This is a genomic window from Kribbella sp. NPDC055071 (genome assembly GCF_053608045.1).
On record NZ_JBSGUS010000003.1, the window covers coordinates 25,684 to 52,127 of the forward strand.

A 26,444-nucleotide genomic window follows, 5' to 3' on the forward strand; every position below is an offset into this window, starting at 1 on the left:
CGCGCGGTCTCTACCCTCGCGGAGCGTTGCTGACACAGGCGGAGGGCGGATTTAACCGGGCCCTGGCGTCGACTCACTCACCGTCGCCGGGTAGCGGCGGGGAGTGAACACCAGTGGTCCGGCCGGGCGGGGCACGGTACGGGTCTGAGACGAGCCGACCAGCAGCAGGCAGCGCATGTCAACCACTTGGGGGTCGAGTTGGGCAAGGGTTGTGACGGTGATCGCTTCCTGTGGACCACCGACGTCGCGGCCGATGACCACCGGTGTGTCCGCGGAACGGTGTTCGAGCAGCAGGTCGCGGGTCGCCGCGACCTGCCAGGTACGAGACTTCGACGCGGGGTTGTAGATCGCTATGGCGAGGTCAGCGACTGCGGCGGCCTTGAGGCGGTCCGCAATGACATCCCACGGTTTGAGGCGGTCTGACAGGGACAGGACGCAGTAGTCGTGCCCAAGTGGCGCACCGACCCGGCTGGCGACGGCCTGCGCAGCTGTCATGCCAGGGAGGATGCGTACGGCGATATCGGCGTACTCCGGCTGGGATGCGACCTCCGTGACCGCACTGGCCATCGCGAACACGCCTGGGTCACCTGACGAGACGACCACGACCGTGGAGCCCTTACGGGCCAGGTCGAGTGCGAATGCGGCCCGTTCGGACTCAACGCGGTTGTCCGAGCCATGTTTGCGCTGACGAGCGCGGTCCGGCAGGCGGTCGACGTACGGGCCGTATCCGATCAGGTCGTCGGCGCCTGCGATTGCGGCGCGGACCTCAGGGGTCATCCACTCCGGTCCGGCCGGTCCGAGGCCGACGACCGTCACTGAGCCGTCTCTGGCGGTCTTGGTCGCTGGGGGAGTGAACGTGTTGTTGATCGGGCTGGGGAGGAGTGCCAGCGAGAAGTACGGGACTTCGTCGGAATCCACGGCGTTGAGCGGGGCAATGCGCTGGGCGTCGGTGGTCGCGCGTTCGACGTACCAGGCCTCGTCTGCTCGGCCCGCCAGCTCGAACGCCTCGCGAACGTTGTCGAACGTCCGGCCCAGCTTCATCACCGCCGCCGCATCCGTGCTGCGGAGCCGGTCCGCGAGGACGTCCGGCGGCAGGGTGCCGGGGAGAACGGTGAGGATCTCGTCGCGCTCACACAGGGGACGTCCGAGTACGGCGGCCGCTGCGCTCACACTCGTGACACCGGGGACTACCTCGCACGTGTAGCGGTCGGCGAGCCGTTTGTGCATGTGCATGTATGAGCCGTAGAAGAGCGGATCGCCTTCGGCCAGTACGACGACGTTCCGGCCGGCGTCCAGGTGGGCGGCGAGCCGGGCCGCGCAGTCGGCGTAGAAGTCGTCCATCGCGCCCTGGTAGCCACCTGGGTGATCCGTGGTCTCCGTGGTCAGCGGATAGACCAGGTGCTCCTCGAGCTGCCCTTCGGTCAGGTAAGGCGCCGCCACCGAACGCGCAATGCTCCGCCCGTGCCGAGCACTGTGAAACGCAATCACCTCGGCAGCCCCGATCAACCGAGCCGCCTTGACTGTTACGAGTTCAGGATCCCCGGGTCCCAGTCCGACGCCCCACAACTGTCCGGTCATTCGTCCTCGCTCGCGATCGCGTTCACAGCCGCTGCGGTGATGGCGCTGCCGCCACGCCGGCCGCGGACCACCAGATATTCGAGGCCGAGCTGGCTCTCCGCCAGCGCTTCTTTGGACTCGGCGGCACCGATGAAGCCGACCGGGATCCCCAGCACAGCGGCCGGTCGCGGCGCACCTGCCGCGATCACCTCCAGCAACCGGAACAGCGTGGTCGGAGCGTTGCCAATAGCAACAACCGCGCCGGCGAGGTGGTCCGGCCAGAGGTCGACGGCCGCCGCGCTCCGAGTGGTCTGCTGTTGCGTCGCCAGCTCGACCGTCCGTGGATCCGACAACGTGCAGATGACCTCGTTGCTCGCGGGTAGCCGCTTCCGGGTGATGCCCGCGGCAACCATTTGCGCGTCACACAGGATCGGTGCACCGTCCTGGAGCGCGGCCCGCGCGTCCTTCACCACGTTCGGCGACCACGCCAGGTCCGCCACCAGATCAGTCATCCCGCACGCGTGGATCATCCGTACGGCGACCTGCGCGACGTCAGGCGGTAGCTCACCGAGCGGTCCCGCCGCCTCCGCGCGGATCGTCGCGAACGACCGCCGATAGATCTCCGCACCATCACGCACGTAGGAGTTCACATCCGCTCCCCGTCGACCAGATACCCGTTGCCCACCGCAAGCACATCCACGAACTCTCCCACCGGCTTCCCGCACCGCCGCTCACACCCGGACCAATGCACCCGGCGCCCATCCCGAACCATCCCAGGCATCACCCGCGAAGCGTCCCCCCGAACATCCCCCAACGCCTTCCCACACCCCGGCCACCCCACACAAGCCGTAACCCCCTCCCACACAGACCCCGCCGAGGTCACCAACCCAACCCCCTCCAACCCCTCCACAGCACCCACCACCACAGACCGCCAAGGCGTAACCCGAATCGGTCCTAAACGCGCGAGCGCGGCGGCTTGTTCTTGGGTGAGTGTGCCTAGGGGGACTGTGACCACGTGGGCTTGGCCGTGGGGGCCGGCGTGGATTGTCGGGCTGGTGGTTGGCAGGTCTTCAGTTGCTGTCAGGCCGAGGCGGTTGAGGATGCGGGCCTCACCGTCTTCCAGTTCGGCGATCCGCCACTCTTCGCCGTCACGTTCGTCCAGGAACGCCGTAGCGGCCGACACCATCAGCTCAGGCACCTCAGCCCACCCCACCCGAACTCCACGCCCGCCGACACTCAGGAGCGCCGAGTGCTCATCCACCGCCCGAACAGCGACATCAGCTCGCACATCCGCCAGATCACCACGTCCGTCGTCCAGCGCGAACAGAAATCGCCCGGACAGCTCAGCCAACCGAGGTCGCGCGCACAGCTCCCGGTCAACCGCAGCCACCACCGGGAGTACGTCGTACCGGCTCTGCCCGTCCAGTCCGGAGAGTGGTGAGGCGAGGATGTTCCGCACCCGCTCGTGCGTGATCGACGGCAGCAGTCCGGCGCCGTACAGCCGATCCGACAGCTCCCGCGGACCGTCCGCGCCCAGCCCGCGAATCTGCACGTTCCCGCGCGAAGTGAGCTCCAGCCGGCCATCACCCAGCTCAGCGGCAGCCTCCCGCAGTACGTCGAGCTGTGCGACCGTCAGCACCCCACCCGGCACCCGGACGCGAGCCAGACCGCCGTCGGCCGCCTGATGTACCGCCAGCACCCCGGGGCATCGATCGGTCTGAGTCCTCGCCACACCCGCGATGCTACGTCCCAGCCACCTGCTGTGTTCTGGACCACAGCAAGACACCGACAGTCAGCGCCGCACAAGCACCTCCAGCCACCATCGCCGCCGACACGGACCACGCGTCGACCACGAGCCCACCCACCAACGCTCCGGCGGACAGCACGGCCTGGAACGACGACGTAAACAGCACCGTCGCCGCCTCCCGGGACTCCGGTGCGGCCTTGGCGAACATCCCCATCGAGCACACCGGCACTCCGCCGTACCCCAGCCCCCACACCACCAGCAGCACCAACGCTCCGGCCGTACTGCGGCCGACCACAGGCATCAGCACCGTTGCGACCGCGATCAGGCCCGCGCAGGTGGCGAACGTCGCGGTGAGGTTGCGAGCCGCCGCCGTACCGGCGACGAGGTTTCCCACCAGACCTGCGCCGCCGTAGATCAGCAGGAGAACCCCAATCAGCTCAGGCCGGACGACGTCGCGCAGGAACGGCGTCACATACGTGTAGGTGGCGAAGTGCGCAGTCACGATCAGACAGGTGACGATCACCGCGTTCCGACTACCTCGCAGCGCCTGTCGCAGCACAGCGGGCCGGGTGACCTGAAGCGGCGGCAGGGGAGGCACAGTCGCGTACAGCGCCATCAGGACGACCAGCGACAGCACTCCGAGCGCGGCGAACGACGTACGCCACCCGGCGAGCTCACCCACGAACGTCCCAGCCGGTACGCCGAGCACCGACCCAAGCGGCACCGCGGAGAAGATCACCGCGGTCGCTCGCACACTCCACTGTTCAGGCACCAGCCGCCCGGCCAGGCCCGCACCGATCGACCAGAACCCGCCAATCGTCAGCCCGACCAGAAAACGAGCAAACAACTCGAGCCAGTACGCCGGAGCAGCGGCGGCCACGAATCCGGCCACAGCCAGCAGCACCATCAGCGCACCCAACATCACCCGCCGATCCAGCCGCGCCGTCACCATCGTCACCACCGGAGCCGCCACCGCCGCGACCAGCCCCGGCATCGTCATCATCCAGCCCGTCCGGCCGGGCGTCAGCGCAAAATCGGCGCCGATCGGAGTCAGCAACCCGATCGGCAGGATCTCGGTGGTGACAATGGCGAAGATCCCCAACGTCACCGCCACCACCCCGAGCCACCGGACCGTCGGCGTACGCGTCATCACAACACTCATGCCACCCACCAAACCGCCCCGGGGTCCCTCAACCTCGCGGATTTACGACACCGCGGTCGACCCCAACCTCAACGTCGTTTTTCCGCCACCGCGGCAGATTGTCGGAAGCCCGTGACAGGGTCGGTGACATGGTGCGCAGAGACCGACCGTGGCCCGCCGACGACTCGACGCTGACGGAGTCCGTGGTCGGGTACTTCCAGTTCGTTCACACAACCGCGGTGAACAAGCTCGACGGCCTCGACGAGCAGCAAGCCCGCGCAACACCGCTCGCCACCTCACCGGTGATGAATCCGCTCGGCCTGATCAAGCACCTGACCGCGGTCCAGCGCCAGCACATCCAGCGCACCATCGGCGGCAACGACCTGCCGTCACTCTGGCGATCAGACGACCACGACTACGAGTTCCGCATCGGCGAGGAGGAGACCATCGCTTCGGTGATTGCGGCGTACGACGCGGAGTGGGAGCTGACCCAGGACACGCTGCGGCATGCCGACTGGGCAGCCTTCATCGAGGGTTACCGGGGTCCGATCCGCGTCGAGCGGCTTGTGGCCGACGTGCTGCAGGAATCAGCGCGCCACCTGGGTCACCTGGACATCCTTCGCGAGCTGATCGACGGCAGCACGGGCGAGTAGGTCGCCGCAGAAGGTGGTGATGGCCCGGGTGACGATTGTGGGGCGTTCCCAGGGCATGAAATGGCCGGTGTTGTTGATCCAGAAGGGGCCAACTGCTTCGGGGAAGGCCAGGGCGCAGCGCTCTTCGACGTGTTCGCCCAGGGTCACCTGATCGGTGCCGATCAGCACCAAAGCGCGCTGTTGGACCGGCCGATCGATCAGCTCCGGCGCCGAGAGTTCGCGAGTCCCCATCAGGACCTCATAGTCCGCGAACGAGGCGCGCAGCCGGGCCGCGTCGCCGTACGGCTCGGTGAGGAACGCCAAGTCCTCCGCGTCGAACGCATCGGGCGGACACCACATCCGATGTCCGTAGAACTCACCGACATAGCGCCGCCGCTGCTCCGGCGTACTCAACTCCGCGACCAAGGCGTCCGCGTGGTGCCCCTGGCGACGCTGGTAGTCGTAGACGGCCGGCTTGGGTCGGCCCGGCGGGATCCCCGCCGCCGCAAACGCCTCACCCAGATCCGGCATCGAGTCATCCAGCACCACCAATCGATCCACGCGCTCGGGATGCCGATTGGCCAGATCAATGGCGATCATCGCCCCCAGATCGTGCCCGGCGACAACCACGCGCCCCCAACCCAGCGCGTCGAACAGCCCAACCAGATCGGTGTTGAACGCGTTGAAGTCGTAGAACCCGTCCGGCGCGAAGTCGGAATCGCCGTACCCGCGCAGATCCGGCGCGACCACGTCAAACCCAGCCGCGGCCAGGGGCACCAGGTTGTGCGCCCAGATCCGGCTCGTACACGGAAACCCGTGCAACAACACCAACGGCACCCCGCCCTCCCCACGCCGCCGGACCGCCAACCGATGCCCCCGCCCAACCTCGATCCGCACCGCCTCAACCACCTCAGCAGGAAGCCCCATACCTCAGATCTACAGCACGTTCCGGACGATCATCTTCCGGAACTCGATAGTTCTCTTCGGGATCATCTGTCAGCAGATAATCCCGAGCTATCCTCAAAGGATGGCGAAGACTCCTGTGCGTACGGTGCCTGATCTCACCGGCTTTCTCACTCATGCCGGGCACGTCCTCGAGACGCAGTTGTCCGCGGCGCTGGCTGAGGTCGGGTTGACGCTGCGGATGCAGTGCGTCCTGCGGCATGCGCTCGAGGAGGAGCGCACGCAGATCCAGATCGCTGAGCTCTCCTACCTGGACAAGACAACCATGGTCGTCACGGTCGATGCCCTGGAGAAGGCCGGGTACGCCGAACGCCGCCCGTCGGCCACTGACCGCCGGGCGCGGATCATCGCGGTCACCGACGCCGGCGCCAAGGTCGCCGCCGAGGGCCAGCGCATCGTCGACCAGGTCCACGCCGACGCCCTGGCCGCCCTCGCGACTCCCGACCGCAAGCCCTTCGTGGAAGCGCTCGCCACCCTCGTCGACGGCCCTCTCGCCACGGCCGTCGAGGCCCAGCCGGTACGGCGAGCCCGCCAGCGCACCGCCTGAACCAAGTTAATCCAGTAATAGATCGTCTACTACGGGACTATCTGTTATGGTCTTACTCGTCGGGTTCTGGAGACGAGGAGACGGTGATGTCTGTCGAGGTAGAGGTCGAAGGCCAAGCGGTGGCGCGCGGGCGGGTTCAAGCGCTGGTCGTGTTGTGTGTGATGCAGTTGATGATCATCTTGGACGGGACCGTGGTGACGGTCGCGTTGCCGACGATTCAGTCGGAGCTGGGGTTCTCCCAGGCCGGGCTCGCATGGGTGATGAACGCGTACCTGATCGCGTTCGCCGGCCTGCTCCTGCTGGCCGGTCGGATCGGGGACCTGATCGGGAGCAAGCGGGTGTTCCTGGCCGGGCTGGGGTTGTTCACCGCGGCCTCGCTGCTGTGCGGGGTCTCCGGGAGCTCGGCGGTCCTGATCGCCGGCCGGTTCCTGCAGGGTGTCGGAGGCGCGCTGGCGTCGGCCGTGATTCTCGGCATGATCGTCAACCTCTACCCACGTCCGGGTGAGCAAGCCCGCGCGATGGGCGTCTACGGCTTCACGTCCGCAAGCGGTGCGTCGATCGGCCTGATCCTCGGTGGCGTGATCACCCAGACCATCGGCTGGCACTGGGCGTTCCTGATCAACGTCCCGATCGGAGTGTTCACTCTGGCCGTCGCCGTCCGGCTTCTCGCGCACAATCCAGGCATCGGGCTGGGCAAGGGCGCCGACGTACTGGGCGCCGTACTGGTGACCGGAGGGCTCTCCCTAGGCGTCTACACGATCGTCCAGACCGCCGAGCCGCAAGCGACGCTGACCCGGACGCTCATCCTTGCTGCCGTGTCGGTGCTCCTGTTGTCGGCGTTCGTGCTGCGCCAGGCCCGGATCAAGAACCCGCTGCTCTCCCTGCACATCTTCCGCAAGCGTCGCCTGACAGTGGCGAACGGCGTGGTCGTGCTGCTCTTCGCCGCCGGATTCGGCTTCCAGTTCATGACTGCGCTGTACCTGCAAAAGGTGCTCGGCTACGACTCGCTCACCACCGGAGTCGCGTTCTTGCCCGCTCCGATCACCGGTGCGGTGATGTCGTTGTTCATCGGACCGCGGCTGACCGTCCGCTTCGGCCCGCGGGTGATGCTGCTCGGTGGCCTGGCTGCATTCCTGGTGGCGCTGCTCTGGATCAGTCAGGCACCAGTCGATGGTTCGTACGTCGTCAATATCGCTCCAGTGCTCCTGGTCATGGGCGTCGGCATCGGAGTGGCGATCCCGGCCGCGATCATGCTGGCCATGGCCAGTGCGGACCCGGCTGATGCCGGACTGGCCTCCGGCCTGAACAACACGGCCCAACAAACCGGTGCGGCGATCGGGACCGCCGTACTCGCCACATTGGCCGCCTCGACCACGGCAAACCGGTTGAGCCAGGGGGCAAGCGACGTACTCGCCCTCCGTGACGGTTACAGCCACGCATGGCTCGCTGCTGCCGCGTTTGTTGCCTCAGCCCTCGTTCTGGCTAGTCTTAGCGGCCGTGAACAGTCGCATGAGGAATCCTGACCGGTTGGTGCTCTTCAGCGACGCTGTGGTCGCGATAGCGATCACACTGCTCGTGCTGCCGCTGGTCGAGGTGGTCGGCGGGGTCGGGAACCAAGTCAGCGCGCGTGAGTTGGTCGACGAGAACAGGCAGGCGATCGCGACGTTCCTGCTGAGTTTCGTCGTGATCGCGACCTTCTGGGTGGGTCACCATCGGCTGTTCGAGCACGTCCGCGCCTACACGAGCGGAATAATGCGGCTGAACCTGCTCTGGCTGCTCACGATCGTGTTCCTGCCGTTCCCGACCGAGATCATCGGTCACTACGACAGCAGCCAGTTCACCGCGGGGCTCTACACCGGGACGATTCTGGTCCTGAGCATCTGCCAGTCCGCGCTCACCTTCCTGGTCCGCGGGCACAAGGAGCTCGAGGACCCGGAAGACCCGGTCGGCTACCTGGAGTTGGTGAGCTCCATGTGGCTGACCGGGTCCACCCTGGTCGCCTTTCTCCTGGCGGCCTTCGTCCCTGGCGTTCACTTCAACGCGTTGTTCTTGCTGCTTCTGACGCCGATCGTGATGCGGATCTGGAAGATCAGTTCCAAAAGGCGCACTGGTGTTCAGCAGTCAGATTGACCCGCTGGATACCGCTCTGGTCGGTCGGAGCGAATGACAGGCCCTTGATCGACTGAGTGGTATTCGGCGACCAGTGCGGTCGGTCGGGACCGTTCGGGTTGCCAGTGCGGGCGAACGCCGTCCAGTAGGCGATCATCTGGTTGGACAGCTGCTGCTGGGTCGGTGTGAGCCGCTTCTCGATGCCACCGGCCTCGAACAGGTACGGAAGCTCGGCCGCATGGGCCGCACCCAAACCCGGCGCGGTGATCGGCGACTTCTTGTCCGCGAACTCGTACGCGTACACCGGCACCTTCCGAGCAACCGCCTCGGCGTCGGTGGCGGCCTGAGTGCAGGACCAGATCCGGTCCGTCGTCACCGCGGTCCACGCTGCGGCCGGCGACTCGTACCGAGCCAACGGATAGTGCGCGAGTACGGCGGGTGCCTTCGCCGTACCGACCATGTTCTTCACCAGTTGCGGGTAGTCGTTGATCCCGTCCCCGAACGCGGCCACCCACGCGGCGCCCTCATCGTGGTTGTTGCCGGAGATGATCGGCACCCGGTGGAACAAGCCGGCCTTCATCGCCGTCGCCGGACTCAGGGGCATCACCGCGCTCGCGCCGTACCCGGTCTGGGTGAAGTTGAGCGTGTCTTCGAGCAGTACGTCGGACTTCGCATCGCGCAGGCAGTCCAGCATCGCCTGGCCGGGCTTGCATTCCAGCTTGGTCTTGTTGTCCTCGGCGTACTCCTTGCCGTTCTCCTGCACTCGCGAGGCGGGCACCCAGAAGGAGTCCGCCTCCTGACCCGGGTACTGGCTGTTGTCGGCCCAGTTGAACGCACACGACCCGCTCTGCATGATCGCCTTCGCGAACAGCCCGGTGGAGGTCGGGGACGTCAGTTGCGCGCACACACTCATGCCACCGGCGGACTCACCGGCCACAGTCACGTTGTGCGGATCGCCGCCGAAGGCCCGCGCGTTCCGCTGCACCCAGCGCAGAGCGGCCTGCTGGTCCTGCAGACCGAACGTGCCGGAGCCCGGCAGGCCCGGATACCCGAAGAATCCGAAGATCCCGAGCCGATAGTTGACCGTGACAACGACCACGTCACCCTGGGATGCCAGCCGGGACGAGCCATAGCTGTTGCCCGTGCCCATGAAGAACCCGCCACCCGGGATCCACACCACCACAGCGCGCGGTTTGGCCGACTTGGCTGCCGGCGTCGTGACGTTCACATAGAGGCAGTCCTCGTTCGCGGTGCCGTTCGGAACCTCCGAGTTGGCCTGCTGTGGACACGCACTGGCGAGCTTCGACTCGCGGACGCCGTCCCACGGCTTGGCGGGCTGCGGTGCCTTCCACCGCAACGAGCCGACCGGGGGAGCGGCGTACGGAATCCCGTCGAAGACCCGCGTGTCCCCGACCGACCGACTCGAGACCAGCCCGTTGTCTGTCCGAACGACATTCTGGTCGGTCGCGTCACTGGGGCCGGCCAGAGCTACCGACACACCTATCGGCACCAAGACGATCGCGATTGCTGCCAAGAGCCTCTTCTTCTTCGTCATATCGGCAGCTTCAGCCAGCGGACGCATCCGTGACTTCGGTCCAGCGGCCAGAAGCACTAAGACTTTGGTCTACTCGCAACTCGCGCCGCATGCGTGCTCCGTGTACGCACGCAGTTCGGCTGGTCTCGTGCGGATCCGCCGGTCTCGCGTCAGAACGACGAGGTTGTATCGGCCGACAACGGGCATCCAGTCAACGTCGAGCGTGCCGAGTGGCACCTCCGCAAGCTCCTCGTGTCCCGGATAGACCACATCGTCGCGACCACTACGACGGAGGAGCTTGCCGAGACCCAGACTGTTCTCGTCGGTGAAATACACCAGTCCGCGAGCTGCCGTCATCAGGCGGCGCGACCGGCGATCAGCTCGAACCGGATGGCGCCGTCGATCTGCTCTGGGCTGAGATCGTAGAATTCGGCAAGCTCGTCTCGCGGCGTACCTGCCCGGAAGTCCTCGGCGAGGGATTCGGTGCGTACGTTCCGGACAGATGGCTGGCCGAAGGACCGTTGTGGATCCATGAGTACGTCGGGAGTACGAGGATCGGGCGTCAGCTGCCCGGCAATGTCACCGATGTACTCGACTGCCGTGCTGAACCGCGCCGCGGACTCGGCGAGCACAAGCTGACCGTTGCGGATCACGACGAGCTGCAGTGGCCCCTCGAGCCCGACCTGCTCCTGGACGATCCTCACCAGTTCGCGGCCTTCGACGTCGAGGAACGGGCGGGCATGTGCGAGTGGGTACCGTCCAAACTCCTTGCGAAGCCGGAGGATCGCCGGGCGAAGGCGCTGCACCGGCACATTACGGCTGCGGAGCTCCGCGAGGAGCCTCGCCTCGACCATCTCACCCCAGGTCACCTCGTCCCCGCCGGTCGGTTCGGTACGCAGTACCGGGTCGTAGAACCGGCCGCCCCGCTCGTACCCTTCCAGCCAGCGCCGCGCAGTTCCTGAGTAGAGGCCGACAAGGCGATCTACGTCCGGGTACGAGTAGATCGCTCGATCGAGGAGAGTGTCAGCCATGGCGACAATCTTGTCACCGACCTGAGACAGCACGCGAATCTGTTACGTCGTGTCGACAGATTCCTGGACGCTTGCCCGGCCGGCTCAGTCCTTCGACAGTCGGCGCAGCAGGTAGGTGTCCATGATCCAGCCCTTGCGATCGCGAGCCTCCGCACGAACCTTCTCGATCTCGGCCGCGACCTCCCGCAGCGGCCCGGAGATCAGGATCTCGTCCGGTGTGCCGAGGTACGCGCCCCAGTAGATGTCCGCGTCCTGGTCGAGGTGCTCGGTGAACGCCGTCTGCGCGTCCAGCATCACCACCACGTCGTCGACGTCGTCCGGCCACCCCTTCGCCAGCCGGCGGCCCGTGGTGATCTGGATCGGGCGACCGACCTGGTTCAGCCCGACGCGATGCCGTGCGGCCAGCGTGGACACGCTGCTGATCCCTGGAATCACCTCGACCTCGAAGGTCACCGCGCCGCGGGCCTGGATGTCGTCCAGGATCGCCAGCGTGCTGTCATACAGCGAAGGGTCGCCCCACACCAGGAACGCACCGACCTGATCCTCTCCGAGCTCCGACGCGATCAGCTCGGCGATGATATCGGCCCGCCGGTGCCGCCAGTCGTCGACGGCTTCGACGTACGCCGAAGTAGTCCTGTCCCGCTCGGGGTCGCGCCCGACGACGATGCGGTACTCGCGCGTGGTCGCATACCGCCGCAGGATCTCCGAGCGGAGGTCGACGAGCTCCTGCTTGACCTCGCCCTTGTCCAGCACGAAGAACACGTCGACCCGGTTCAGCGCCGACACGGCCTGCATCGTCACCTGCTCCGGATCGCCCGCCCCGACCCCGATCACCACAATCTCCCGCATGCGCAGCAGCCTAGGCCAGGCGGTGACAGCTACTCCTTGCCGTCCGGTTTGGCCTCGCGCCACTCGCGTTCGAACGGGAGGCGCCAGGCCCGCGGGGCGATCAGCTGGTGGATCGCGTTCGGACCCCAGGTGCCGGGCTGGTAGGTCTTGGCGGGCGGCGGGTACTCCAGCAGCGGCGCCGACCGCTCCCACAGCGACTCGATGCCCTCGGCGGTGGTGAACAGCGTGTGGTCGCCACGCATCGCGTCCAGGATCAACCGCTCGTACGCCTCCAGTACGTCGGCGGCGTTGTCGGTCTCCTGGGTGGAGAACTGCATCGACAGCTTCTCCAGCCGCATCCCCGGGCCGGGCCGCTTGCCGTAGAACGACAGTGAGACCCGGGACGAGTCGGCCAGGTCGAAGGTCAGGTGGTCCGGTCCCTCCGAGCCGACGCCGGAGCCGGTCGGGAACATCGTCTTCGGCGCCTCCTTGAAGGCGATCGAGATGATCCGCTGGCCTTCGGCCATCTTCTTGCCGGTCCGCAGGTAGATCGGTACGCCGGCCCAGCGCCAGTTGTCGATCTCCACCTTCAGCGCGATGAAGGTCTCGGTGTCGGAGTCCGGCGCGACCCCCTTCTCCTGCCGGTACCCGGCGTACTGGCCTCGGACCACGTCCTCGGGGTTGATCGGCAGCATCGAGCGGAAGACCTTGTTCTTCTCCTCCGAGATCGCCCGCGGCTCCAGGGCGGTCGGCGGCTCCATCGCGACGAACGACATCACCTGCATCAGGTGCGTGACGACCATGTCCTTGAACGCGCCGGTCGGCTCGTAGAAGGTGGCGCGCTGGTCCAGGCCGAGCTCTTCGGGGATGTCGATCTGCACGTGGTCGATGAAGTTGCGGTTCCAGATCGGCTCGAACAGGCCGTTCGCGAACCGGAACGCGAGGATGTTCAGCGCCGCTTCCTTGCCGAGGAAGTGGTCGATCCGGAACACCTGCGACTCGTCGAAGGTCTCGTGGACGAAGTCGTTCAGCTTGATCGCGCTGGCCAGGTCGTCGCCGAACGGCTTCTCCATCACGACCCGGGCCCGGTCGACCAGGCCGGCGTCGCGCAGCATCGCGATCACCGACTGGGCCGCCTTCGGGGGCACCGACAGGTAGTGCAGCCGGCGCGCGTCCGGGCCGAGCAGCTCCTCGGCCTTCTTCACCGCCGCGGCCAACGCCTCCGGGCCGGCGCCCACCGGCACGTACTCGAGCCGGTCCGCGAACGTCGCCCAGTCCTCGTCGGAGACGTGGTGCGTGCCGAAGGTCTCGATCGCCTCCCGCGCCCGGTCCCGGAACTCCTCCGAGGTCAGGTCCTCGGTCGCCGACCCGATGATGCGTACGTCGGGAGCGAACCGGGACTGCTGCAGGTAGGCAAGCCCCGGCAGCAGCTTGCGCTTGGCCAGGTCGCCGGTCGCGCCGAACAGCACGATCACGTGCGGCGCCAGCGGCTCCAGATCGCGTCGCGACGGACGCGATCCGGGCGCCGGATAGGCGATGGTCTGGGTACGGTCAGGCATTGAGGTCCTCCCACGGACGCCACCGGAGCCAACCTCCGCAGTGTAGGACCCCAGAGTGACGCAAAGGCATCAGACGGATTGCCAAAGACCGATTACGGTGCAGGTGTCTGTTTCCGGCGGGGTTGTTCGTCGGTGGGTGACGGAAGGGAGTTCTGGTGAAGTACCTGCTGATGATTTGTGGGGACGAGTCGCATGCGAACGACGGGTGTGGGGGCTGGTCGGAGGAGATGGAGGAGCGCGGTGTGGTCGAGGGTGGTGTCGGGTTGAGGCCACCGGGGGAGGCGACGACCGTGCGGGTACGTGATGACGAGCTTCTGCTCACGGACGGGCCGTTCGCCGAGACGAAGGAGCAGATCGGCGGATTCGTGCTGATCAACTGCGCTGACCTCGACGAGGCGATCGAGATCGCGGCCAAGCATCCTGCGGCCGGCTACGGCACGATCGAGATCCGTCCGGTGCTTTGACCTTCGAGGAGATCTTCCGGCAGGAGTGGGGGCAGGTCGTCGCCACGCTGATTCGGGTGACCGGTGACTGGGAGTTGGCGGAGGAGTCCGCGCAGGAGGCGTTCGCGGCCGCGTTGGAGCGTTGGCCGCGGGACGGCGTACCGGACAAGCCAGGTGCCTGGCTGACCACCACCGCACGGAACCGTGCGATCGACTGGCTGCGGCGTGAGGCCGTCGGCGCGGCCAAGCTCCAGGAGGTGGCGGCGATAACCACACCGACCGATCCGGCGTACGACGTACCCGATGACCGCCTGCGGTTGATGTTCACCTGCTGCCACCCCGCACTGGCGATGGAAGCCCGGGTGGCGCTCACCTTGCGGACACTGGCCGGACTGAGTACGGCGGAGATCGCGCGGGCCTTCCTGGTCCCGGAAACGACCATGTCCAAGCGACTGACCAGAGCCAAGCAGAAGATCCAGTACGCCGGCATCCCGTACCGCGTCCCGCCCGCACACCTCCTGCCCGAGCGGACTCCCGCCGTACTGGCAGTCCTCTATCTGTTGTTCAACCAGGGCTACTCGGACCTGGTTCGGACCAGTCTGAGCGCTGAGGCGATCCGACTGGCCAGACTGCTCGTGCAACTGATGCCGGACGAGCCCGAGGCCGCGGGACTGCTCGCGTTGATGCTTCTGCACGACTCACGTCGCGACACCCGTCTAACCGCGGACGGTGTGCTGGTCACCCTGGAGGACCAGGACCGCACGAGGTGGAACCACACACTGATGACCGAGGCTGTGGATCTGCTGGACGCGACGCTCAGCCGCCGCACACCAGGCCCGTACCAAATCCAGGCCGCCATAGCCGCCTGCCACGCCACCGCACGCACCGCGGCCGACACAGACTGGCCTCAAATCGCCGCCCTGTACGCGCAGCTCAAGCAGACGCCGGTCGTGGCCCTCAACCGAGCTGTGGCGATCGGTATGGCCGACGGTCCCGCGGTCGGCCTACGCCTGGTCGACGACCTCGCGGCAGGTGCGTTGGCCGGCTACCACCTCCTCCCCGCAACCCGAGCCGACTTCCTCCGCCGTCTGGGCCGCCACCCCGAAGCACGTGCCGCCTACGAAGAAGCCCTCGCGCTGGCTCCCACCGAGCCGGACCGCCTCTATCTGCTGAAACGGCTCGCCGAAGTCTCGCGGTAGAGGTGTCTGTCCCGGCCGGATCCGTTCGTCGGTGGGTATGACGGATATCAAAGCTGCCGTGGCAGGTGAGCGGGCTGACCTCGCCGACGTACTGACCGGTCTGTCCGAGGACGACTGGGACAAGCCCACCCTGTGCGCGGGCTGGCGGGTGCGAGAGGTGGTTGCCCACGTCACCATGGCCTACCGCTACTCAACTCCCCAGTTCCTGGCCGGGATGGTGAAGGCCCGCGGGAACTTCGACCGCTTCGCCGACCGCGTCGCCCGCCGTGACGCGGCCACTCTCACCTCGGCCGACCTGATCGCCAGTGTCCGCGACAACCTCCACCACCCCTGGAAACCACCAGGCGGCGGCTACGAAGGCGCGCTGTCCCACGACGTCATCCACGGCCTGGACATCACCGTTGCCCTAGGCATCAATCGCCAGGTCCCGCTCGACCGCCTACGCATCATCCTGGCCACGTCGAGCCCCCGCGCCATCAAGTACTTCGGCGTCGACCTGACCGGCATCCAACTCCGCGCAACCGACCTCGACTGGACCCACGGCACCGGCACCCCCCTCACCGGCACCGCCCAAGACCTCCTCCTCGTCCTCTGCAACCGCTCCCTCCCCCCAACCCACCTCTCCGGCGCTGCCGCCGACCGGTTCAGAGCAGGCGGGGGTGTTTGAGGTTGGCTGGGTTGGATGCGGTTGTGGGGGTGCCGGTGGGGTGAGGGCGGAAGAGGCGGCCGCCGTAGCGGAACCATTCGACCTCGCCGTCGGGGGAGGTGAGGAAGTTGGCTCGGCTGTGGGTGGGTTGGCCGGTCGGGTCCAGGGCCAGGACGTAGTCCTTGCGGTAGAAGGGGAGGCGGAGGGCTACCTGGCCGCCCAGGCTCGCGACGAGTTCGCCGTCATCGGCGGTCAGGTCCAGGCCGAGCTCTTCCGTGCTGCCGTCGAATCCGATCGCGTGGGACACGTAGGTGCCGGTGTACTTCGCCAGCTTCCGCGCCGGCAGTTGCCTCGGTACGGCGGGCAGGTTGCTCACGCCGGCGAACTCCCGCAGGGCCCAGTCGTCGCCGAACAGGTCGGCCACCAGCAGGGGACCGCTCTCGGAGTTCGTGAGCACCGTGATCGCGAAGTCCCGCTGCGGGACCATCATGAAGCCGGAGTGCTGCCCCGACCAGTCGCCGCCGTGCTGCACGATCGTCACGCCCTCGGCGGTCGGTCGCAGCATCCAGGAGAGGCCCACGCCGGTCAGCTCGACGAAGAGCGTGCCGCCCGGCCCGGGGTTGGACTGCAATGCGACCCGAGAGCGATCGCTCAGCAGGTGTGGGAAACCCGGGTGTCCGAGGTGATACCGCGCGTACCGGAGTTGATCGCGAGCGGTCGAGCGCAGGCCGCCGATCGCGTGCAGGGCGCGTGGCATCTGCTCGAACGACGGCTCGACGACCGGCTTCCCGTCGACGATGTTGTGTGACGCGGCGACGCTGAATCCGCCGAGCTCGTTCGCGAAGTACCGGCTGTGGTCGAGGCCGAGCGGATCGACGAGCAGTTCGCGGGCGGCGACCTCGTACGGCTTGCCGGTGACGACCTCGATGATCCGTCCCGCAACGCCGATGGAGGCGTTGTTGTACGAGAACACCTTGCCGAGCGGAGTCAACTGCGGGACCTTCGTCATGCCCGCGACGTACCGGGCCAGTGCGTCGTCGCCATTGCCGGTGTCCTCGAAGTAGTCCCCCTGCCAGCCGGCGGTGTGCTTCAGCAACTGCCGCACGGTGACGCGCGCCGCAACCGTCGGGTCCGCGGTCTGGAAGTCCGGCAGGTACGCACGGACCGGCCGGTCCAGGCTGATCCGGCCGCGCTCGACCAGGCGCATGATGACGGTGGCGGTGAAGGTCTTGGTGGTCGAGCCGATCCAGAACACGGTGTCGGCGGTGACCGGCGAGGGCTTGTCGACGCTGGTGATGCCGAAGCCGCGGACGTACTCGCGGCCGCGGTACCACAGGCCGAGACCGACGCCGGGGATCGCGTACTTGTCCATCGCGGCCTCGATCTTGTCCGCCAACCGGCCGACCGAGGCCGGCTCGCGGCGAGTCGCCGGGATCGGGCCGGCGGACGCGGGGAGGGTGAGAGCGGCGGCCGGTACGGCGGCAGCCGCGGCGGCGAGGATGGAACGACGGGTGACAGGCACAGCAACTTCTCCTCAGGGCGAAAGGGAAATGCTTCCGTTGCCGCTATTATTACCAAGATTGGAAGTAATGGGGACCCTGAAATGACCCTGACGGAGCAACCCTGATGGAGCAACCCTGATGGCTGAATCGCCGACGCCGGTCTCGGACCTGTTGCTGCATCCGATCCGGTGGCGGATCACGCAGCGGTTGCTCGGCCGCGAGCTGACCACGACCGAGCTCAAGCGCGACCTGCCCGATGTCCCGACCACGAGCCTGTACCGGCACGTCGCCGTACTGATCGATGCCGGCCTCCTCACCGTGGTCCGCGAACGCCGCGTCCGCGGCACCATCGAGCGCACCCTCACGCTGGACCAGTCCAAGGGCCACATCGACGAGGCCGAGGCCCGCGCGATGACCCCGGAGCAGCATCGCCAGGCGTTCCTGCTGATCCTGACCCGCCTCGCCGCCGACTTCGACCGCCTCGTCGAGAGTGGCGAGTTCTACCCCCGCATCGGCCAGCTCGGCTACAGCCAACTAGCGATGTACGTCGATGCCGAGGACCTCGACACCATCCGCCAGGGCATCAACGCCCTCTTCGCCCCCCACCTCCAAGAACAACCCGACAAGGACCGCGTCGTCGTCTCGGTGATCGCCCTGCCGGACGTCTAGCTCGCTCCGCGGCGGCGCAGGTGGGGGTGTTCGATGGCCGGGGGAGTGGTGGCGTAGTTGTCGGCCGGGTCCAGCTCGGTGCCGGGCGGGACGATCTCGTCGATGCGGTCGAGGATGTCGTCGGTCAGGTCGAGCTCGGCGGCGGGGAGCAGGCTGTCGAGTTGGTCCTGGGTGCGCGGGCCGATCAGAGCCGAGGTGACCGCCGGATGCGCCCGGACGAAGGCGACGGCCAAGTGCGGCAGCGTCATCCCGGCCTCGTCGGCCAGCGCGGCGAGCTTCGCCACGGCCGCAGCCTTGGCCTGACCGGTCGGGCTCGAGGGGTCGTGACTCGACGGCCGCATCGTGGCGCGGTGGCTCGACGACACATTCGTTCGGCCGGACAGCCAACCACTGTTCAGCGGGCTGAACGTCAGTACGCCGAGGTTGTACCGCTGGGTCACCGGGAAGACGGACGCCTCCGGCCGCCGGGTCAGGATCGAGTACATGCACTGCTCGGTCAGGAAGCGCTGCGTGTTCCGCCGTTCCGCGGTCCACTGCGCCTCGACGATCAGCTCGGCCGGGAACATCGACGAACCGAACGCGCGGATCTTGCCCGCCTGAACCAGATCCGACAGCGCCGACAGCGTCTCAGCGGTCTCGGTGTCGTGGTCCGGCCGATGCAGTTGGAACAGGTCGAGGTGATCGGTGCCGAGCCGGCGCAGGCTGTTCTCGACCGCTTGGTTGATCCAGCGGCGGGACGCGCCGCGCTGGTTCGGATCCTGGCCCATCGGCATGCCGAACTTGCTCGCCAGCACGACCTCGTCGCGCCGGCCGCGGATCGCCGTACCGACGATCTCTTCGGACTCCCCGGCCGAGTAGACGTCCGCGGTGTCGATCAGGTTGATGCCGGCATCCAGGGCGCTGTGGATGATCCGGACCGAGTCCTCATGATCCGGGTTGCCCATCGCGCCGAACATCATCGCGCCGAGCGCGACGTCGCTGACCGAGATTCCGGTGCCGCCGAGGATTCTGCGTTTCACGGGTGGTGCCTCTCTCACGATGTACTGACCTCTTCATCAGACCATCGTGCGGACACGGAGCGTGAGCGTGATGCTGGCGCCGGCTTGCGCGATCCTGCCGCGTTCTGTGCTCCACTGGAGAAGTGGATCTGCTCGACGAACTCCTGGATCTGATCATCCGGTACACGACCGGACAACGCGGGTACGCCGTTGAGCTGCTCGACGGGGTCCGGGTGAGCCGGCGCGACAAGCCGACCGATCCGGCCGGCGGAATCACCGAGCCGTCGGTCGCCCTGGTCGCGTCGGGTGTCAAGCGGACCATGCTCAACGGCGTCGCCTACGAGTACCGCGCCGGGCAGTTCCTCGTCACCACCCTGGATCTTCCGGTGATCGGGCAAGCCCTGAAGGCAAGCCCGGACGAGCCGTTCGCCGTGGTCGGCCTACGCCTCGACCCGCTCGAGATCGCGGCCTTACTGCTCGAGGTGCCGGAGCAGCCGCCGCGGTACGCCGGTCTGGTCGTGAGTGACGCAACACCTGAGCTGCTGGACCCCGTCGTACGACTGCTGCGCATTGCCGACCACCCCGACGACGTCCGGGTGCTGGCGCCGGGGATCCGGCGGGAGATCCTGTGGCGCCTGCTCACCGGAGACCACGGCGCCTTGGTCCGGCAGGTCGGTCTGGCCGACGGCATGCTCGCCCACATCTCCCGGGCCATCCGCTGGATCCGCAGTCACCACGACGAACCGTTGCTCGTGGCCGACTTGGCGGACCTGGCCGGGATGAGCCCGTCGACCTTCCACCGGCATTTCCGGGCCGCGACCTCGATGACGCCGATCCAGTTCCAGAAGCAGATCCGCCTGCAGGAGGCCCGGGTCCTGCTTCGCACGCAGTCGATGACGGCGGCCGAGGTCGCGTACCAGGTCGGCTACACCAGCCCGGCCCACTTCACCCGCACCTACCACCAGGCCTTCGGCCGGACCCCGAGCGAGGACCGCACCGCCTAGCTCTTCGGCCCGAACCACGTGGCGAGGGCAGTCTGCAGGTCAACAGCTGACTCGGGGAGCCAGGCGACGTGACCGTCGGGCCGGATGAGGAGCGCCGCGGAGGCGGGGATGTCGCCGACGGCCGGGACCGCCCAGCGCTCGGTCGGCAGGATGGCTTCGACGCGGTCGACACGGTCGGTCCAGCCGTCGAGCGCCGTACGGCGGGTGCCGTCGAAGTCGAGCAGGATCGGGCGGCCGGCGTGCAGGAGTTCGTACAGGCGGACGGCGCCGTCGGCGGTCTTGAGATCGAGGTCGGGGACGCGCCGGCCGAGGAGCGGGTGCTCGTCACCGACCGGGTACTTGAGGTCGAGCGCGGAGATCATCGTGCCGATGGTGTCGTTGCCGGCCTCGGTCCCGATCAACGCGGTGACGGTCTCGCGGAGAGCGTCGGCGTGCGGACCTGGTCGACCCAGGAACGTCTGTGCGCGGGTGTTGCGGAGGACGCGGTCGGCGACCGGGCGGCGTTCGGTCTCGTAGCTGTCGAGCAGCGATTCCGGCGCTCGGCCGGTGGCGACCAGGGCGAGTTTCCAGCCGAGGTTGACCGCATCTTGCAGACCCGTGTTCATGCCCTGCCCGCCGGCCGGGAAGTGGATGTGCGCTGCGTCCCCGGCCAGCAGCACGCGGCCGCTCCGGTACTGGTCCGCGAGCCGCGCAGCGTCGCCGAAGTGGGAGAGCCAGCGCGGGCTGTGCAGGCCGAAGTCGGTGCCGGCCACGCGGATCAGGGCCGTCCGCACCTGCTCCAGGCTGACCTCCGCGTGCCGATCCAGGATCACGTGGTACTCCTGGACCATCACCCGGTACCAGCCCGGCTCGAAGCTGAGCACGGAGAAGCTTCCGTTCTCGGTACGAACCTGGAAGAACGCCTCGGTCGGTGGTTCGCGCAACTCGACGTCGCCGAGCAGCGTCGTCAAGGTTGCCGCCGTACCGGAGAAGCCGATGCCCGCCAGCTTGCGCACCGCGCTCCGGCCGCCGTCGGCTCCGACCAGGTAGTCGGCACGAATCTCCTGTGCGTCATTGATCCGTACGGCGACACCGTCCTCGTCCTGCTCTACTCCCGTGATCTCCGCCGACCACTCGACCCGGCCGCCCAGCTCGACCAGGCGTTCCTCGAGCAACCGCTCGACCCGGGCCTGGAGCAGCACCAGCGAATACGGGAACCGGGTCGCGAAGCCGCTGAAGTCCAGCCCGATCCCGGAGAAGTGCCCGGCCTGCAACGGCTTCCCCTGGGCCAGGAACGGCGCGAGCATCCCGCGCTGATCCAGCACTTCGAGGCTGCGCGGGTGCATGCCACCGGCCCGCGATTCATCACCACGCCGGTCGAGCCGATCAATAACCCGTACGTCGACGCCGGCCAGCCGCAGCTCGCACGCCAGCATCAGTCCGGTCGGCCCGGCACCGGCGATCAGAACGCTCGTGGTCTCCATCAGAGTCTCCTTAACGTTGTTAAGCTTTAACGATGTTAAGGATGCCCATAACGGTGTTAAGGTGTCAAGCATGAAGCTCACTCGCGAGGTCATCGCGAAGGCTGCCCTCGGTCTGCTCAACGAGGTCGGCCTGGACGGCCTGACCATGCGCCTGCTCGCGAATGAGTTGGGCGTGCAGGCGCCCGCCCTCTACTGGCACCTGAAGAACAAGCAGGAGCTACTGGACGCGATGGCCGCGGTCATGTCTCACGAAGTCAACGACGGTCTCGAAGCGCCGCGCAAAGGCATCGACTGGACCGAGTGGCTCACCGGCCGCGCCCGTGCCCTGCGCCAGATGATGCTGACCTACCGAGACGGCGCCAGAGTCTTCGCCGGCAGCTACATGGACGAGTCGGACCTCCCCAGATCCGTGGAGCTGACCCTCGCCACCCTCGTCGACGCCGGCTTCACCCTCGAGGACGCGGCCCGAGGCTTCCCGGTCGTCTACCACTACACCATCGGCTTCACCATCGAAGAACAAGCAAGAACCGGCGCCGACTACAAAGGCGAGAATCCCTACACATCGACCCCCCTCACCACCAGCACCCGCTACCCACTGACCACCCAAGCCGGCCCCCATCTGTTCGAATCGAGAACAGACCAAGCCTTCGAGGCGGGCCTCCAGGTAATCCTCACGGGCCTGAAAGCCACCTACCTACCGACCAGCTAGCGGCAGGTGGTCGGTAGGAGTCGCTGGCGGCGAGGCCTCAGGCGGTCAGGCGGTCAGGTGTGCGCGTGACTGCAGGGAGCGGATGACGCTGATGTCGATCCCGATCTGTTCGGCGAAGCTCCCGGTGTCCCAGTACGAACGGATTCGGTCGATCAGGCCGGTGCTGTCGAAATGGAAGAACGAGGCCATCTCCATCGTGTAGGGCCGGCCGCCTGCCGACTCGGTCACGCCGGGCGGAAGGTGGAGTGTGCCGGTCTCGACGAACTCGCAGGCGGCCGTGTCGCCGTGGATCACGGTGTGCACGACCTCTTGGCGGACGTCCGGGATGATCGTGCTGAACAGCATCGACCAGACCGGCCGGATGTGTTGTTTGCCCCGGCTCGGCTGTGCGCTCGTCGGGAACTGGATGACGACGTCCTCGGACATGTAGGCGAGGACGGCTTCGAGGTCGTGGCGGCTGTAGGCCCGCCAGTACTGATTCATGGTGTCTTCGCGGTTCACGGCGTACTTCCTCCTGCGTGCGGGTGCGTGGATGCTTCGGGCAGGTGGGCGTCCGGACGACCGTGAACGAGTGTAGTGGCAGATCTGCCACTTGGCAATCCTGCCGTTCGGCAGTTCTGTCGGGTGTGGTTTAGCCTGATCGGTGTGACCAGTGATCCCGAGGACGGCCTGCGGACGCGCAAGAAGAGGCGAACCGAGGATGCGATCATCGACGCCGCGCTGCGGCTGTTCGAGTCGAAGGGGTACGACGCGGTGCTGGTCGACGACATCGCGGCGGCCGCCGACGTCTCACCGCGAACGTTCTACCGCTACTTCCCGGCGAAGGAGGACGTGCTCCTCGGCGGTCCGAATGCCGCCGACGCGACCCGACAGGCACTGGCCGAGCGTCACCCGGACGAGACGGACGTGGACTTCGTGGCCCGAGCCATGCTCGCCGGCCTGACCGCCGGCGACCCGGCCCGCACGATGCGCGCCTATCGCCTGGTCCAAGCCGTCCCTGCCCTCCAGGCGCGCCTCTTCCAGCTGGTATGGCGCGGCGGCCAAGAACACTTTGTAGAAGCACTCCTAACAGGCCACCCCAGAACCCACGACACCGAACTCCGCGCCCACGTCCTAACCCACGCCGTAACCGACGCCATGCGCGTAGCCACAGTCTTCTGGCTCCAGTCCGGCCAGCACACCCCCCTCAATGAAGAATGCACAAAAGCCCTGTCGCTCCTCCGCGACGCCTTCACCCAAACCCCGTAGCAACCACAGCCAGAACCGAAAGCACCACACAACTACAGCAACCACAGCCGAAACTGGAAGCACCACACCAACCAAGGCCGGAACCGGAAGGCACCCGAGCAACCACAGACCCGGGGGGTCCGGGGGGCGAAGCCCCGCCGGGCGGGGGTCTGGGGGGTTGCACCCCCCAGAAACACGGCGACCGATCCAACGTTCGCGCTCTCCGCGAACAAGGATCGGCCAGATCGGTCGCGCCCCCGGCAGGATTCGAACCTGCGCACCCGCCTCCGGAGGGCGGTGCTCTATCCCCTGAGCTACGGGGGCTCAGGAACTTGCAGAACAGTAGCAGGAAAGTTCGCTTGATCCCGAATTGGGCGACACCTGGGCAGGGTAGAACGAGGCCATGCGAAAACTGGGGATTGCTCTCGTCGTAGTGCTCGCCGCCCTGCTTGCGCCGGCTCAGGCCCAAGCCGTCACTGGATGGAGAATCGTCGGGTCGGACAACGCCCGTCCGCTGGATGAAGGTCAAGGACTGGCCACGGTCACTCGTGGTGCGACAACGCAGTACCGCTACACCGGTACGACGACCATTCCGCTCGATCTGTTGCTCAAGGGCTGGAACCACGTCGGCGATCCGGGGGCCGCGCAGGGCTGGTACGTCGAGCCCTACCAGCGCGATGACCGTGGCGGGAAGCTCTTCCGGGTGCAGTCGCCGTCCGGCACCTGGGCCAACTACACCCACGCCCTCGAGTCGTCGGAGGCCAACAACAACAGCTGGTCGGCCGTGTCGCCCGACACTCGCTGGATGGTCAACGGCGAGTGGGGAACGATGGACCGCCTGCTGGTCTTCCCGATGCCGGGTGTCGCCGCGACGGATCCGTCCAAGAACCTGCCGCTGGCTTCGTCGGTCCGCCTCGACCACCAGGTCCGCGACGTACAGGGTTGTGACTTCGTCACCGCGACCCAGTTGCTCTGCTCGTCCGACGACCCGGCCGGGACGCTCTTCGGTACGACGAAGCCGTTGCTGCAGGTGGATCTGTCCGCGCCGGTCGGCTCCGGCGATGTCAACGGGCACGTGACCTCACTCGGTCAGTTGCCGCTGCAGAGCGGCTGCTCCGGTGAGTTCGAGGTGGAGGGTATCGACTACTTCGAGAACGACGGCACGCTCCGCGTCGTCATCCTGTCTCCGGGTGCCTGCATCGCCATCGACAGCAAGACCTACCGCTTCCAGCGCTGATCCCGAAGAACCTCCGCAGTGGACCGAATCGTTGCCCACGGCCACGATTCGGTCCACCTGACCCGGAGGGGTCACCGACTTTCGTCGTAGGGGCACCCTGAGTCGACCCTGGAAGAGGGGCGCGGCGGGATCGACTGTGGCGGAACCGGCGTCATAGTGGACGTAAGCCCGTCTGCGAAAGGAAAGTGCTCTCATGGCTAGCTCACTGGTCCGCCCGTCCAACGGTCGCTGGATCGGCGGTGTCTGCGCCGGGCTCGCCCGCCGGTTCGGTACGACGCCGAACACGATGCGCGCCATCTTCGTCATCAGCTGTCTGCTGCCCGGCCCGCAGTTCCTGATCTACATCGTGCTCTGGGTCCTGATGCCTTCCGAGGACTGACCCGATCAGCTGGCCCCTCGCATCCCGCACGCTGCCCGGCATGGCAACCTGACTGTTCATGAGAGCAGGCAGGTGGCGCCGGGCGGGCGTGGCGGCAACCTTCGCCGCGCTGTTCCTCGGCACCAGCGCTTGTCAGGTAGGCCCCGCGCCGCCGGCCGCGGCCGAACTCCGGAGCGGCCCGCCACCGTGGGACGCACCCCGCGACGCCGTCTCGTACATCGACAAGGCCGGTTTCGAACGGCTCCCGCTCGACTTCTCCGGGCCCTCGCCGTACACACTGACCATCTCCGTCACGGTCGACGGCAAGCCCGTCGAGGTCCCGGCTGGGGTGGGCATCGATCGCCTCCGCGCGGAGCAGGCCGCGGTCCACACCCACACCACCGACGGCCTGGTCTGGGTCGAATCCAAGACCACCGCCGAGCGCCCGACCCTTCCGCAGTTCTTCACTCTCTGGGGAGTCCGGTACGACGCCAAGTGCCTGGCCGACGCCTGTCACGCGCTCACCGTCACCATCGACGGCAAACCAGCCCCCTGGAACACCCCGCTGACCCGCAACAGCAACCTCGCCATCACAGTCCGTCACTGAAGAGTGCAATCACTGCTACCCTTTCTGCTAGCACCGAAGGCGGAGGAGGATCGGCGATGGCAGCAATCACAGTGCGAAGTCTCGATGACGATGTGAAGCACCGGCTGCGGGTTCGCGCGGCCGAGCACGGTCGCTCGATGGAGGCTGAGGTGAGAGCGATCCTCATCGATGCCGTGGCCGAGGAGGAGGGGCCCGAGAACTGGCTTCTGGTCCTGCACGAGCGTTGTGCGGCGCTCGGTGGAGTTGAACTGGACATCCCGCCGCGGACCGGCGGACATCGTGCACCGGTCGAGTTCGACTGATGATCGTGCTCGATACCAATGTCGTCTCGGAGATCATGAAGGAGACTCCGGACCCGGCTGTTTGGCAATGGATACTCGACAATCTGGGCGAGGAGTTCCGGACGACGGCCGTCACCGTTGCGGAGATCTTCGACGGCATAGAGCGCATGCCGGGTGGCCGCAGGCGCACGCAGATGCGGCTGGCCGCGGACGCCCCTTTCGCCTCCTCCGTCGTCGACTACGAGGTCCTGTCGTTCACGGCGGAGGCGGCGACGGCCTATTCGGTGGTGATGCGCGACCGGCGGCGGGCCGGTCTGCCGATCGGCACCTTGGATGCGCAGATCGCGGCGATCTGCCTGGTAGAACAAGCTCCACTCGCGACCAGGAACATCGCGGACTTCGTCCGGACCGGGGTTCAGCTGGTCAATCCGTGGGAGTGAGGGTGTACCGGGC

At 67.1% G+C, this 26,444-nt stretch carries 30 protein-coding genes and 1 tRNA gene; 16 read left to right on the plus strand and 15 right to left on the minus strand.

What is annotated here, in order from left to right:
* Nucleotides 1-51: 51 nt before the first annotated feature.
* From ACWF4Z_RS06740 to ACWF4Z_RS06755, 4 genes are read right to left on the minus strand one after another with little or no spacing between them, the layout of a single operon-like run.
* Nucleotides 52-1,578 carry a precorrin-2 C(20)-methyltransferase gene (locus ACWF4Z_RS06740; RefSeq protein WP_452241977.1) on the minus strand — a complete coding sequence of 509 codons (1,527 nt, stop codon included), beginning with the start codon at nt 1,576-1,578 and terminating at the stop codon, nt 52-54.
* Nucleotides 1,575-2,207 carry a precorrin-8X methylmutase gene (locus ACWF4Z_RS06745; RefSeq protein ID WP_452241978.1) on the minus strand — a complete coding sequence of 211 codons (633 nt, stop codon included), beginning with the start codon at nt 2,205-2,207 and terminating at the stop codon, nt 1,575-1,577. The genes ACWF4Z_RS06740 and ACWF4Z_RS06745 overlap by 4 nt, the downstream gene beginning before the upstream one ends.
* Nucleotides 2,204-3,289 carry a precorrin-3B synthase gene (locus ACWF4Z_RS06750; RefSeq protein ID WP_452241979.1) on the minus strand — a complete coding sequence of 362 codons (1,086 nt, stop codon included), beginning with the start codon at nt 3,287-3,289 and terminating at the stop codon, nt 2,204-2,206. Before ACWF4Z_RS06750 ends, ACWF4Z_RS06745 begins: the two co-directional genes overlap by 4 nt.
* Nucleotides 3,290-3,299: 10 nt before the next feature.
* Complete coding sequence (locus ACWF4Z_RS06755; RefSeq protein ID WP_452241980.1) at nt 3,300-4,466, minus strand: MFS transporter; 1,167 nt, start codon at nt 4,464-4,466, stop codon at nt 3,300-3,302.
* Between the two features lie 128 nt (nt 4,467-4,594).
* On the opposite strand from ACWF4Z_RS06755, the gene ACWF4Z_RS06760 reads away from it, so the two are divergent.
* Nucleotides 4,595-5,098, plus strand: coding sequence for a mycothiol transferase (locus tag ACWF4Z_RS06760; RefSeq protein WP_452241981.1), 504 nt, complete (start codon nt 4,595-4,597; stop codon nt 5,096-5,098).
* Here the strand turns inward: ACWF4Z_RS06760 and ACWF4Z_RS06765 are convergent.
* Complete coding sequence (locus ACWF4Z_RS06765) at nt 5,033-6,004, minus strand: alpha/beta fold hydrolase (RefSeq protein WP_452241982.1); 972 nt, start codon at nt 6,002-6,004, stop codon at nt 5,033-5,035. The genes ACWF4Z_RS06760 and ACWF4Z_RS06765 overlap by 66 nt on opposite strands.
* Nucleotides 6,005-6,104: 100 nt before the next feature.
* On the opposite strand from ACWF4Z_RS06765, the gene ACWF4Z_RS06770 reads away from it, so the two are divergent.
* The 3 genes from ACWF4Z_RS06770 (at nt 6,105) to ACWF4Z_RS06780 (ending at nt 8,717) form a co-directional block, all read left to right on the plus strand.
* Nucleotides 6,105-6,587, plus strand: coding sequence for a MarR family winged helix-turn-helix transcriptional regulator (locus ACWF4Z_RS06770; protein ID WP_452241983.1), 483 nt, complete (start codon nt 6,105-6,107; stop codon nt 6,585-6,587).
* Between the two features lie 86 nt (nt 6,588-6,673).
* Nucleotides 6,674-8,110 carry an MFS transporter gene (locus ACWF4Z_RS06775; RefSeq protein WP_452241984.1) on the plus strand — a complete coding sequence of 479 codons (1,437 nt, stop codon included), beginning with the start codon at nt 6,674-6,676 and terminating at the stop codon, nt 8,108-8,110.
* On the plus strand, nt 8,097-8,717 hold the full coding sequence (locus tag ACWF4Z_RS06780; protein ID WP_452241985.1) for a TMEM175 family protein: 621 nt from the start codon (nt 8,097-8,099) through the stop codon (nt 8,715-8,717). Before ACWF4Z_RS06775 ends, ACWF4Z_RS06780 begins: the two co-directional genes overlap by 14 nt.
* Here ACWF4Z_RS06780 and ACWF4Z_RS06785 read toward each other — a convergent pair.
* The 5 genes from ACWF4Z_RS06785 to zwf form a co-directional block, all read right to left on the minus strand.
* Nucleotides 8,677-10,251, minus strand: coding sequence for a carboxylesterase/lipase family protein (locus ACWF4Z_RS06785; protein WP_452241986.1), 1,575 nt, complete (start codon nt 10,249-10,251; stop codon nt 8,677-8,679). The two genes, ACWF4Z_RS06780 and ACWF4Z_RS06785, sit on opposite strands and share 41 nt — an antisense overlap.
* 69 nt (nt 10,252-10,320) lie before the next feature.
* On the minus strand, nt 10,321-10,587 hold the full coding sequence (locus ACWF4Z_RS06790; protein WP_452241987.1) for a PIN-like domain-containing protein: 267 nt from the start codon (nt 10,585-10,587) through the stop codon (nt 10,321-10,323).
* Nucleotides 10,587-11,261, minus strand: coding sequence for a DUF433 domain-containing protein (locus ACWF4Z_RS06795; protein WP_452241988.1), 675 nt, complete (start codon nt 11,259-11,261; stop codon nt 10,587-10,589). The genes ACWF4Z_RS06790 and ACWF4Z_RS06795 overlap by 1 nt, the downstream gene beginning before the upstream one ends.
* 84 nt (nt 11,262-11,345) lie before the next feature.
* Complete coding sequence (gene cobF / locus ACWF4Z_RS06800; protein ID WP_452241989.1) at nt 11,346-12,110, minus strand: precorrin-6A synthase (deacetylating); 765 nt, start codon at nt 12,108-12,110, stop codon at nt 11,346-11,348.
* Between the two features lie 29 nt (nt 12,111-12,139).
* Entirely contained in the window at nt 12,140-13,648 is a 1,509-nt protein-coding gene (gene zwf / locus ACWF4Z_RS06805; RefSeq protein WP_452241990.1) for a glucose-6-phosphate dehydrogenase, read from the minus strand.
* Nucleotides 13,649-13,803: 155 nt separating this feature from the next.
* On the opposite strand from zwf, the gene ACWF4Z_RS06810 reads away from it, so the two are divergent.
* The 3 genes from ACWF4Z_RS06810 to ACWF4Z_RS06820 are packed head-to-tail and all read left to right on the plus strand — an operon-like array spanning nt 13,804 to nt 15,957.
* Nucleotides 13,804-14,112, plus strand: a complete 309-nt coding sequence (locus tag ACWF4Z_RS06810) for a YciI family protein (protein WP_452241991.1) — start codon at nt 13,804-13,806, stop codon at nt 14,110-14,112.
* The gene (locus ACWF4Z_RS06815) at nt 14,109-15,290 is read left to right on the plus strand and encodes an RNA polymerase sigma factor (RefSeq protein ID WP_452241992.1); all 1,182 of its coding nucleotides are present in this window, start codon (nt 14,109-14,111) and stop codon (nt 15,288-15,290) included. The genes ACWF4Z_RS06810 and ACWF4Z_RS06815 overlap by 4 nt, the downstream gene beginning before the upstream one ends.
* Before the next feature lie 37 nt (nt 15,291-15,327).
* Nucleotides 15,328-15,957, plus strand: a complete 630-nt coding sequence (locus ACWF4Z_RS06820; protein WP_452241993.1) for a maleylpyruvate isomerase family mycothiol-dependent enzyme — start codon at nt 15,328-15,330, stop codon at nt 15,955-15,957.
* Here ACWF4Z_RS06820 and ACWF4Z_RS06825 read toward each other — a convergent pair.
* A complete protein-coding gene (locus ACWF4Z_RS06825) occupies nt 15,935-17,458 on the minus strand; it encodes a serine hydrolase domain-containing protein (RefSeq protein ID WP_452241994.1) in 1,524 nt (507 codons plus the stop codon). The two genes, ACWF4Z_RS06820 and ACWF4Z_RS06825, sit on opposite strands and share 23 nt — an antisense overlap.
* 118 nt (nt 17,459-17,576) lie before the next feature.
* Between ACWF4Z_RS06825 and ACWF4Z_RS06830 the strand changes: the two genes are divergently transcribed.
* On the plus strand, nt 17,577-18,107 hold the full coding sequence (locus ACWF4Z_RS06830; RefSeq protein WP_452241995.1) for a helix-turn-helix domain-containing protein: 531 nt from the start codon (nt 17,577-17,579) through the stop codon (nt 18,105-18,107).
* Here ACWF4Z_RS06830 and ACWF4Z_RS06835 read toward each other — a convergent pair.
* The gene (locus tag ACWF4Z_RS06835; protein WP_452241996.1) at nt 18,104-19,126 is read right to left on the minus strand and encodes an aldo/keto reductase; all 1,023 of its coding nucleotides are present in this window, start codon (nt 19,124-19,126) and stop codon (nt 18,104-18,106) included. The two genes, ACWF4Z_RS06830 and ACWF4Z_RS06835, sit on opposite strands and share 4 nt — an antisense overlap.
* A gap of 122 nt (nt 19,127-19,248) precedes the next feature.
* On the opposite strand from ACWF4Z_RS06835, the gene ACWF4Z_RS06840 reads away from it, so the two are divergent.
* The gene (locus ACWF4Z_RS06840; RefSeq protein WP_452241997.1) at nt 19,249-20,109 is read left to right on the plus strand and encodes an AraC family transcriptional regulator N-terminal domain-containing protein; all 861 of its coding nucleotides are present in this window, start codon (nt 19,249-19,251) and stop codon (nt 20,107-20,109) included.
* On the opposite strand, the gene ACWF4Z_RS06845 is transcribed toward ACWF4Z_RS06840, so the two are convergent.
* A complete protein-coding gene (locus ACWF4Z_RS06845) occupies nt 20,106-21,572 on the minus strand; it encodes an FAD-dependent monooxygenase (RefSeq protein ID WP_452241998.1) in 1,467 nt (488 codons plus the stop codon). The genes ACWF4Z_RS06840 and ACWF4Z_RS06845 overlap by 4 nt on opposite strands.
* A gap of 70 nt (nt 21,573-21,642) precedes the next feature.
* On the opposite strand from ACWF4Z_RS06845, the gene ACWF4Z_RS06850 reads away from it, so the two are divergent.
* Nucleotides 21,643-22,281, plus strand: a complete 639-nt coding sequence (locus ACWF4Z_RS06850) for a TetR/AcrR family transcriptional regulator C-terminal domain-containing protein (RefSeq protein WP_452241999.1) — start codon at nt 21,643-21,645, stop codon at nt 22,279-22,281.
* A 45-nt stretch (nt 22,282-22,326) separates the two neighbouring features.
* Here ACWF4Z_RS06850 and ACWF4Z_RS06855 read toward each other — a convergent pair whose 3' ends face one another.
* Nucleotides 22,327-22,782: a nuclear transport factor 2 family protein gene (locus ACWF4Z_RS06855; RefSeq protein WP_452242000.1), complete on the minus strand. Its 456-nt coding sequence runs from the start codon at nt 22,780-22,782 to the stop codon at nt 22,327-22,329.
* Nucleotides 22,783-22,926: 144 nt separating this feature from the next.
* Here ACWF4Z_RS06855 and ACWF4Z_RS06860 point away from each other — a divergent pair, with 144 nt between their 5' ends.
* The gene (locus tag ACWF4Z_RS06860) at nt 22,927-23,529 is read left to right on the plus strand and encodes a TetR family transcriptional regulator (protein WP_452242001.1); all 603 of its coding nucleotides are present in this window, start codon (nt 22,927-22,929) and stop codon (nt 23,527-23,529) included.
* Nucleotides 23,530-23,760: 231 nt separating this feature from the next.
* Here the strand turns inward: ACWF4Z_RS06860 and ACWF4Z_RS06865 are convergent.
* Nucleotides 23,761-23,832 (minus strand) — tRNA-Arg (locus tag ACWF4Z_RS06865).
* A gap of 79 nt (nt 23,833-23,911) precedes the next feature.
* Here ACWF4Z_RS06865 and ACWF4Z_RS06870 point away from each other — a divergent pair.
* From ACWF4Z_RS06870 to ACWF4Z_RS06890, 5 genes are all read left to right on the plus strand, one after another.
* Nucleotides 23,912-24,745, plus strand: a complete 834-nt coding sequence (locus ACWF4Z_RS06870; RefSeq protein WP_452242002.1) for a hypothetical protein — start codon at nt 23,912-23,914, stop codon at nt 24,743-24,745.
* Between the two features lie 193 nt (nt 24,746-24,938).
* Nucleotides 24,939-25,124 (plus strand): PspC domain-containing protein, encoded by a 186-nt coding sequence (locus ACWF4Z_RS06875; protein ID WP_452242003.1) that lies wholly within the window; start codon nt 24,939-24,941, stop codon nt 25,122-25,124.
* 58 nt (nt 25,125-25,182) lie between these two features.
* The gene (locus ACWF4Z_RS06880) at nt 25,183-25,710 is read left to right on the plus strand and encodes a hypothetical protein (RefSeq protein ID WP_452242004.1); all 528 of its coding nucleotides are present in this window, start codon (nt 25,183-25,185) and stop codon (nt 25,708-25,710) included.
* Nucleotides 25,711-25,766: 56 nt separating this feature from the next.
* A complete protein-coding gene (locus ACWF4Z_RS06885; protein ID WP_452242005.1) occupies nt 25,767-26,012 on the plus strand; it encodes a FitA-like ribbon-helix-helix domain-containing protein in 246 nt (81 codons plus the stop codon).
* Nucleotides 26,012-26,431, plus strand: coding sequence for a PIN domain-containing protein (locus ACWF4Z_RS06890; RefSeq protein ID WP_452242006.1), 420 nt, complete (start codon nt 26,012-26,014; stop codon nt 26,429-26,431). Before ACWF4Z_RS06885 ends, ACWF4Z_RS06890 begins: the two co-directional genes overlap by 1 nt.
* Nucleotides 26,432-26,444 lie beyond the last annotated feature (13 nt).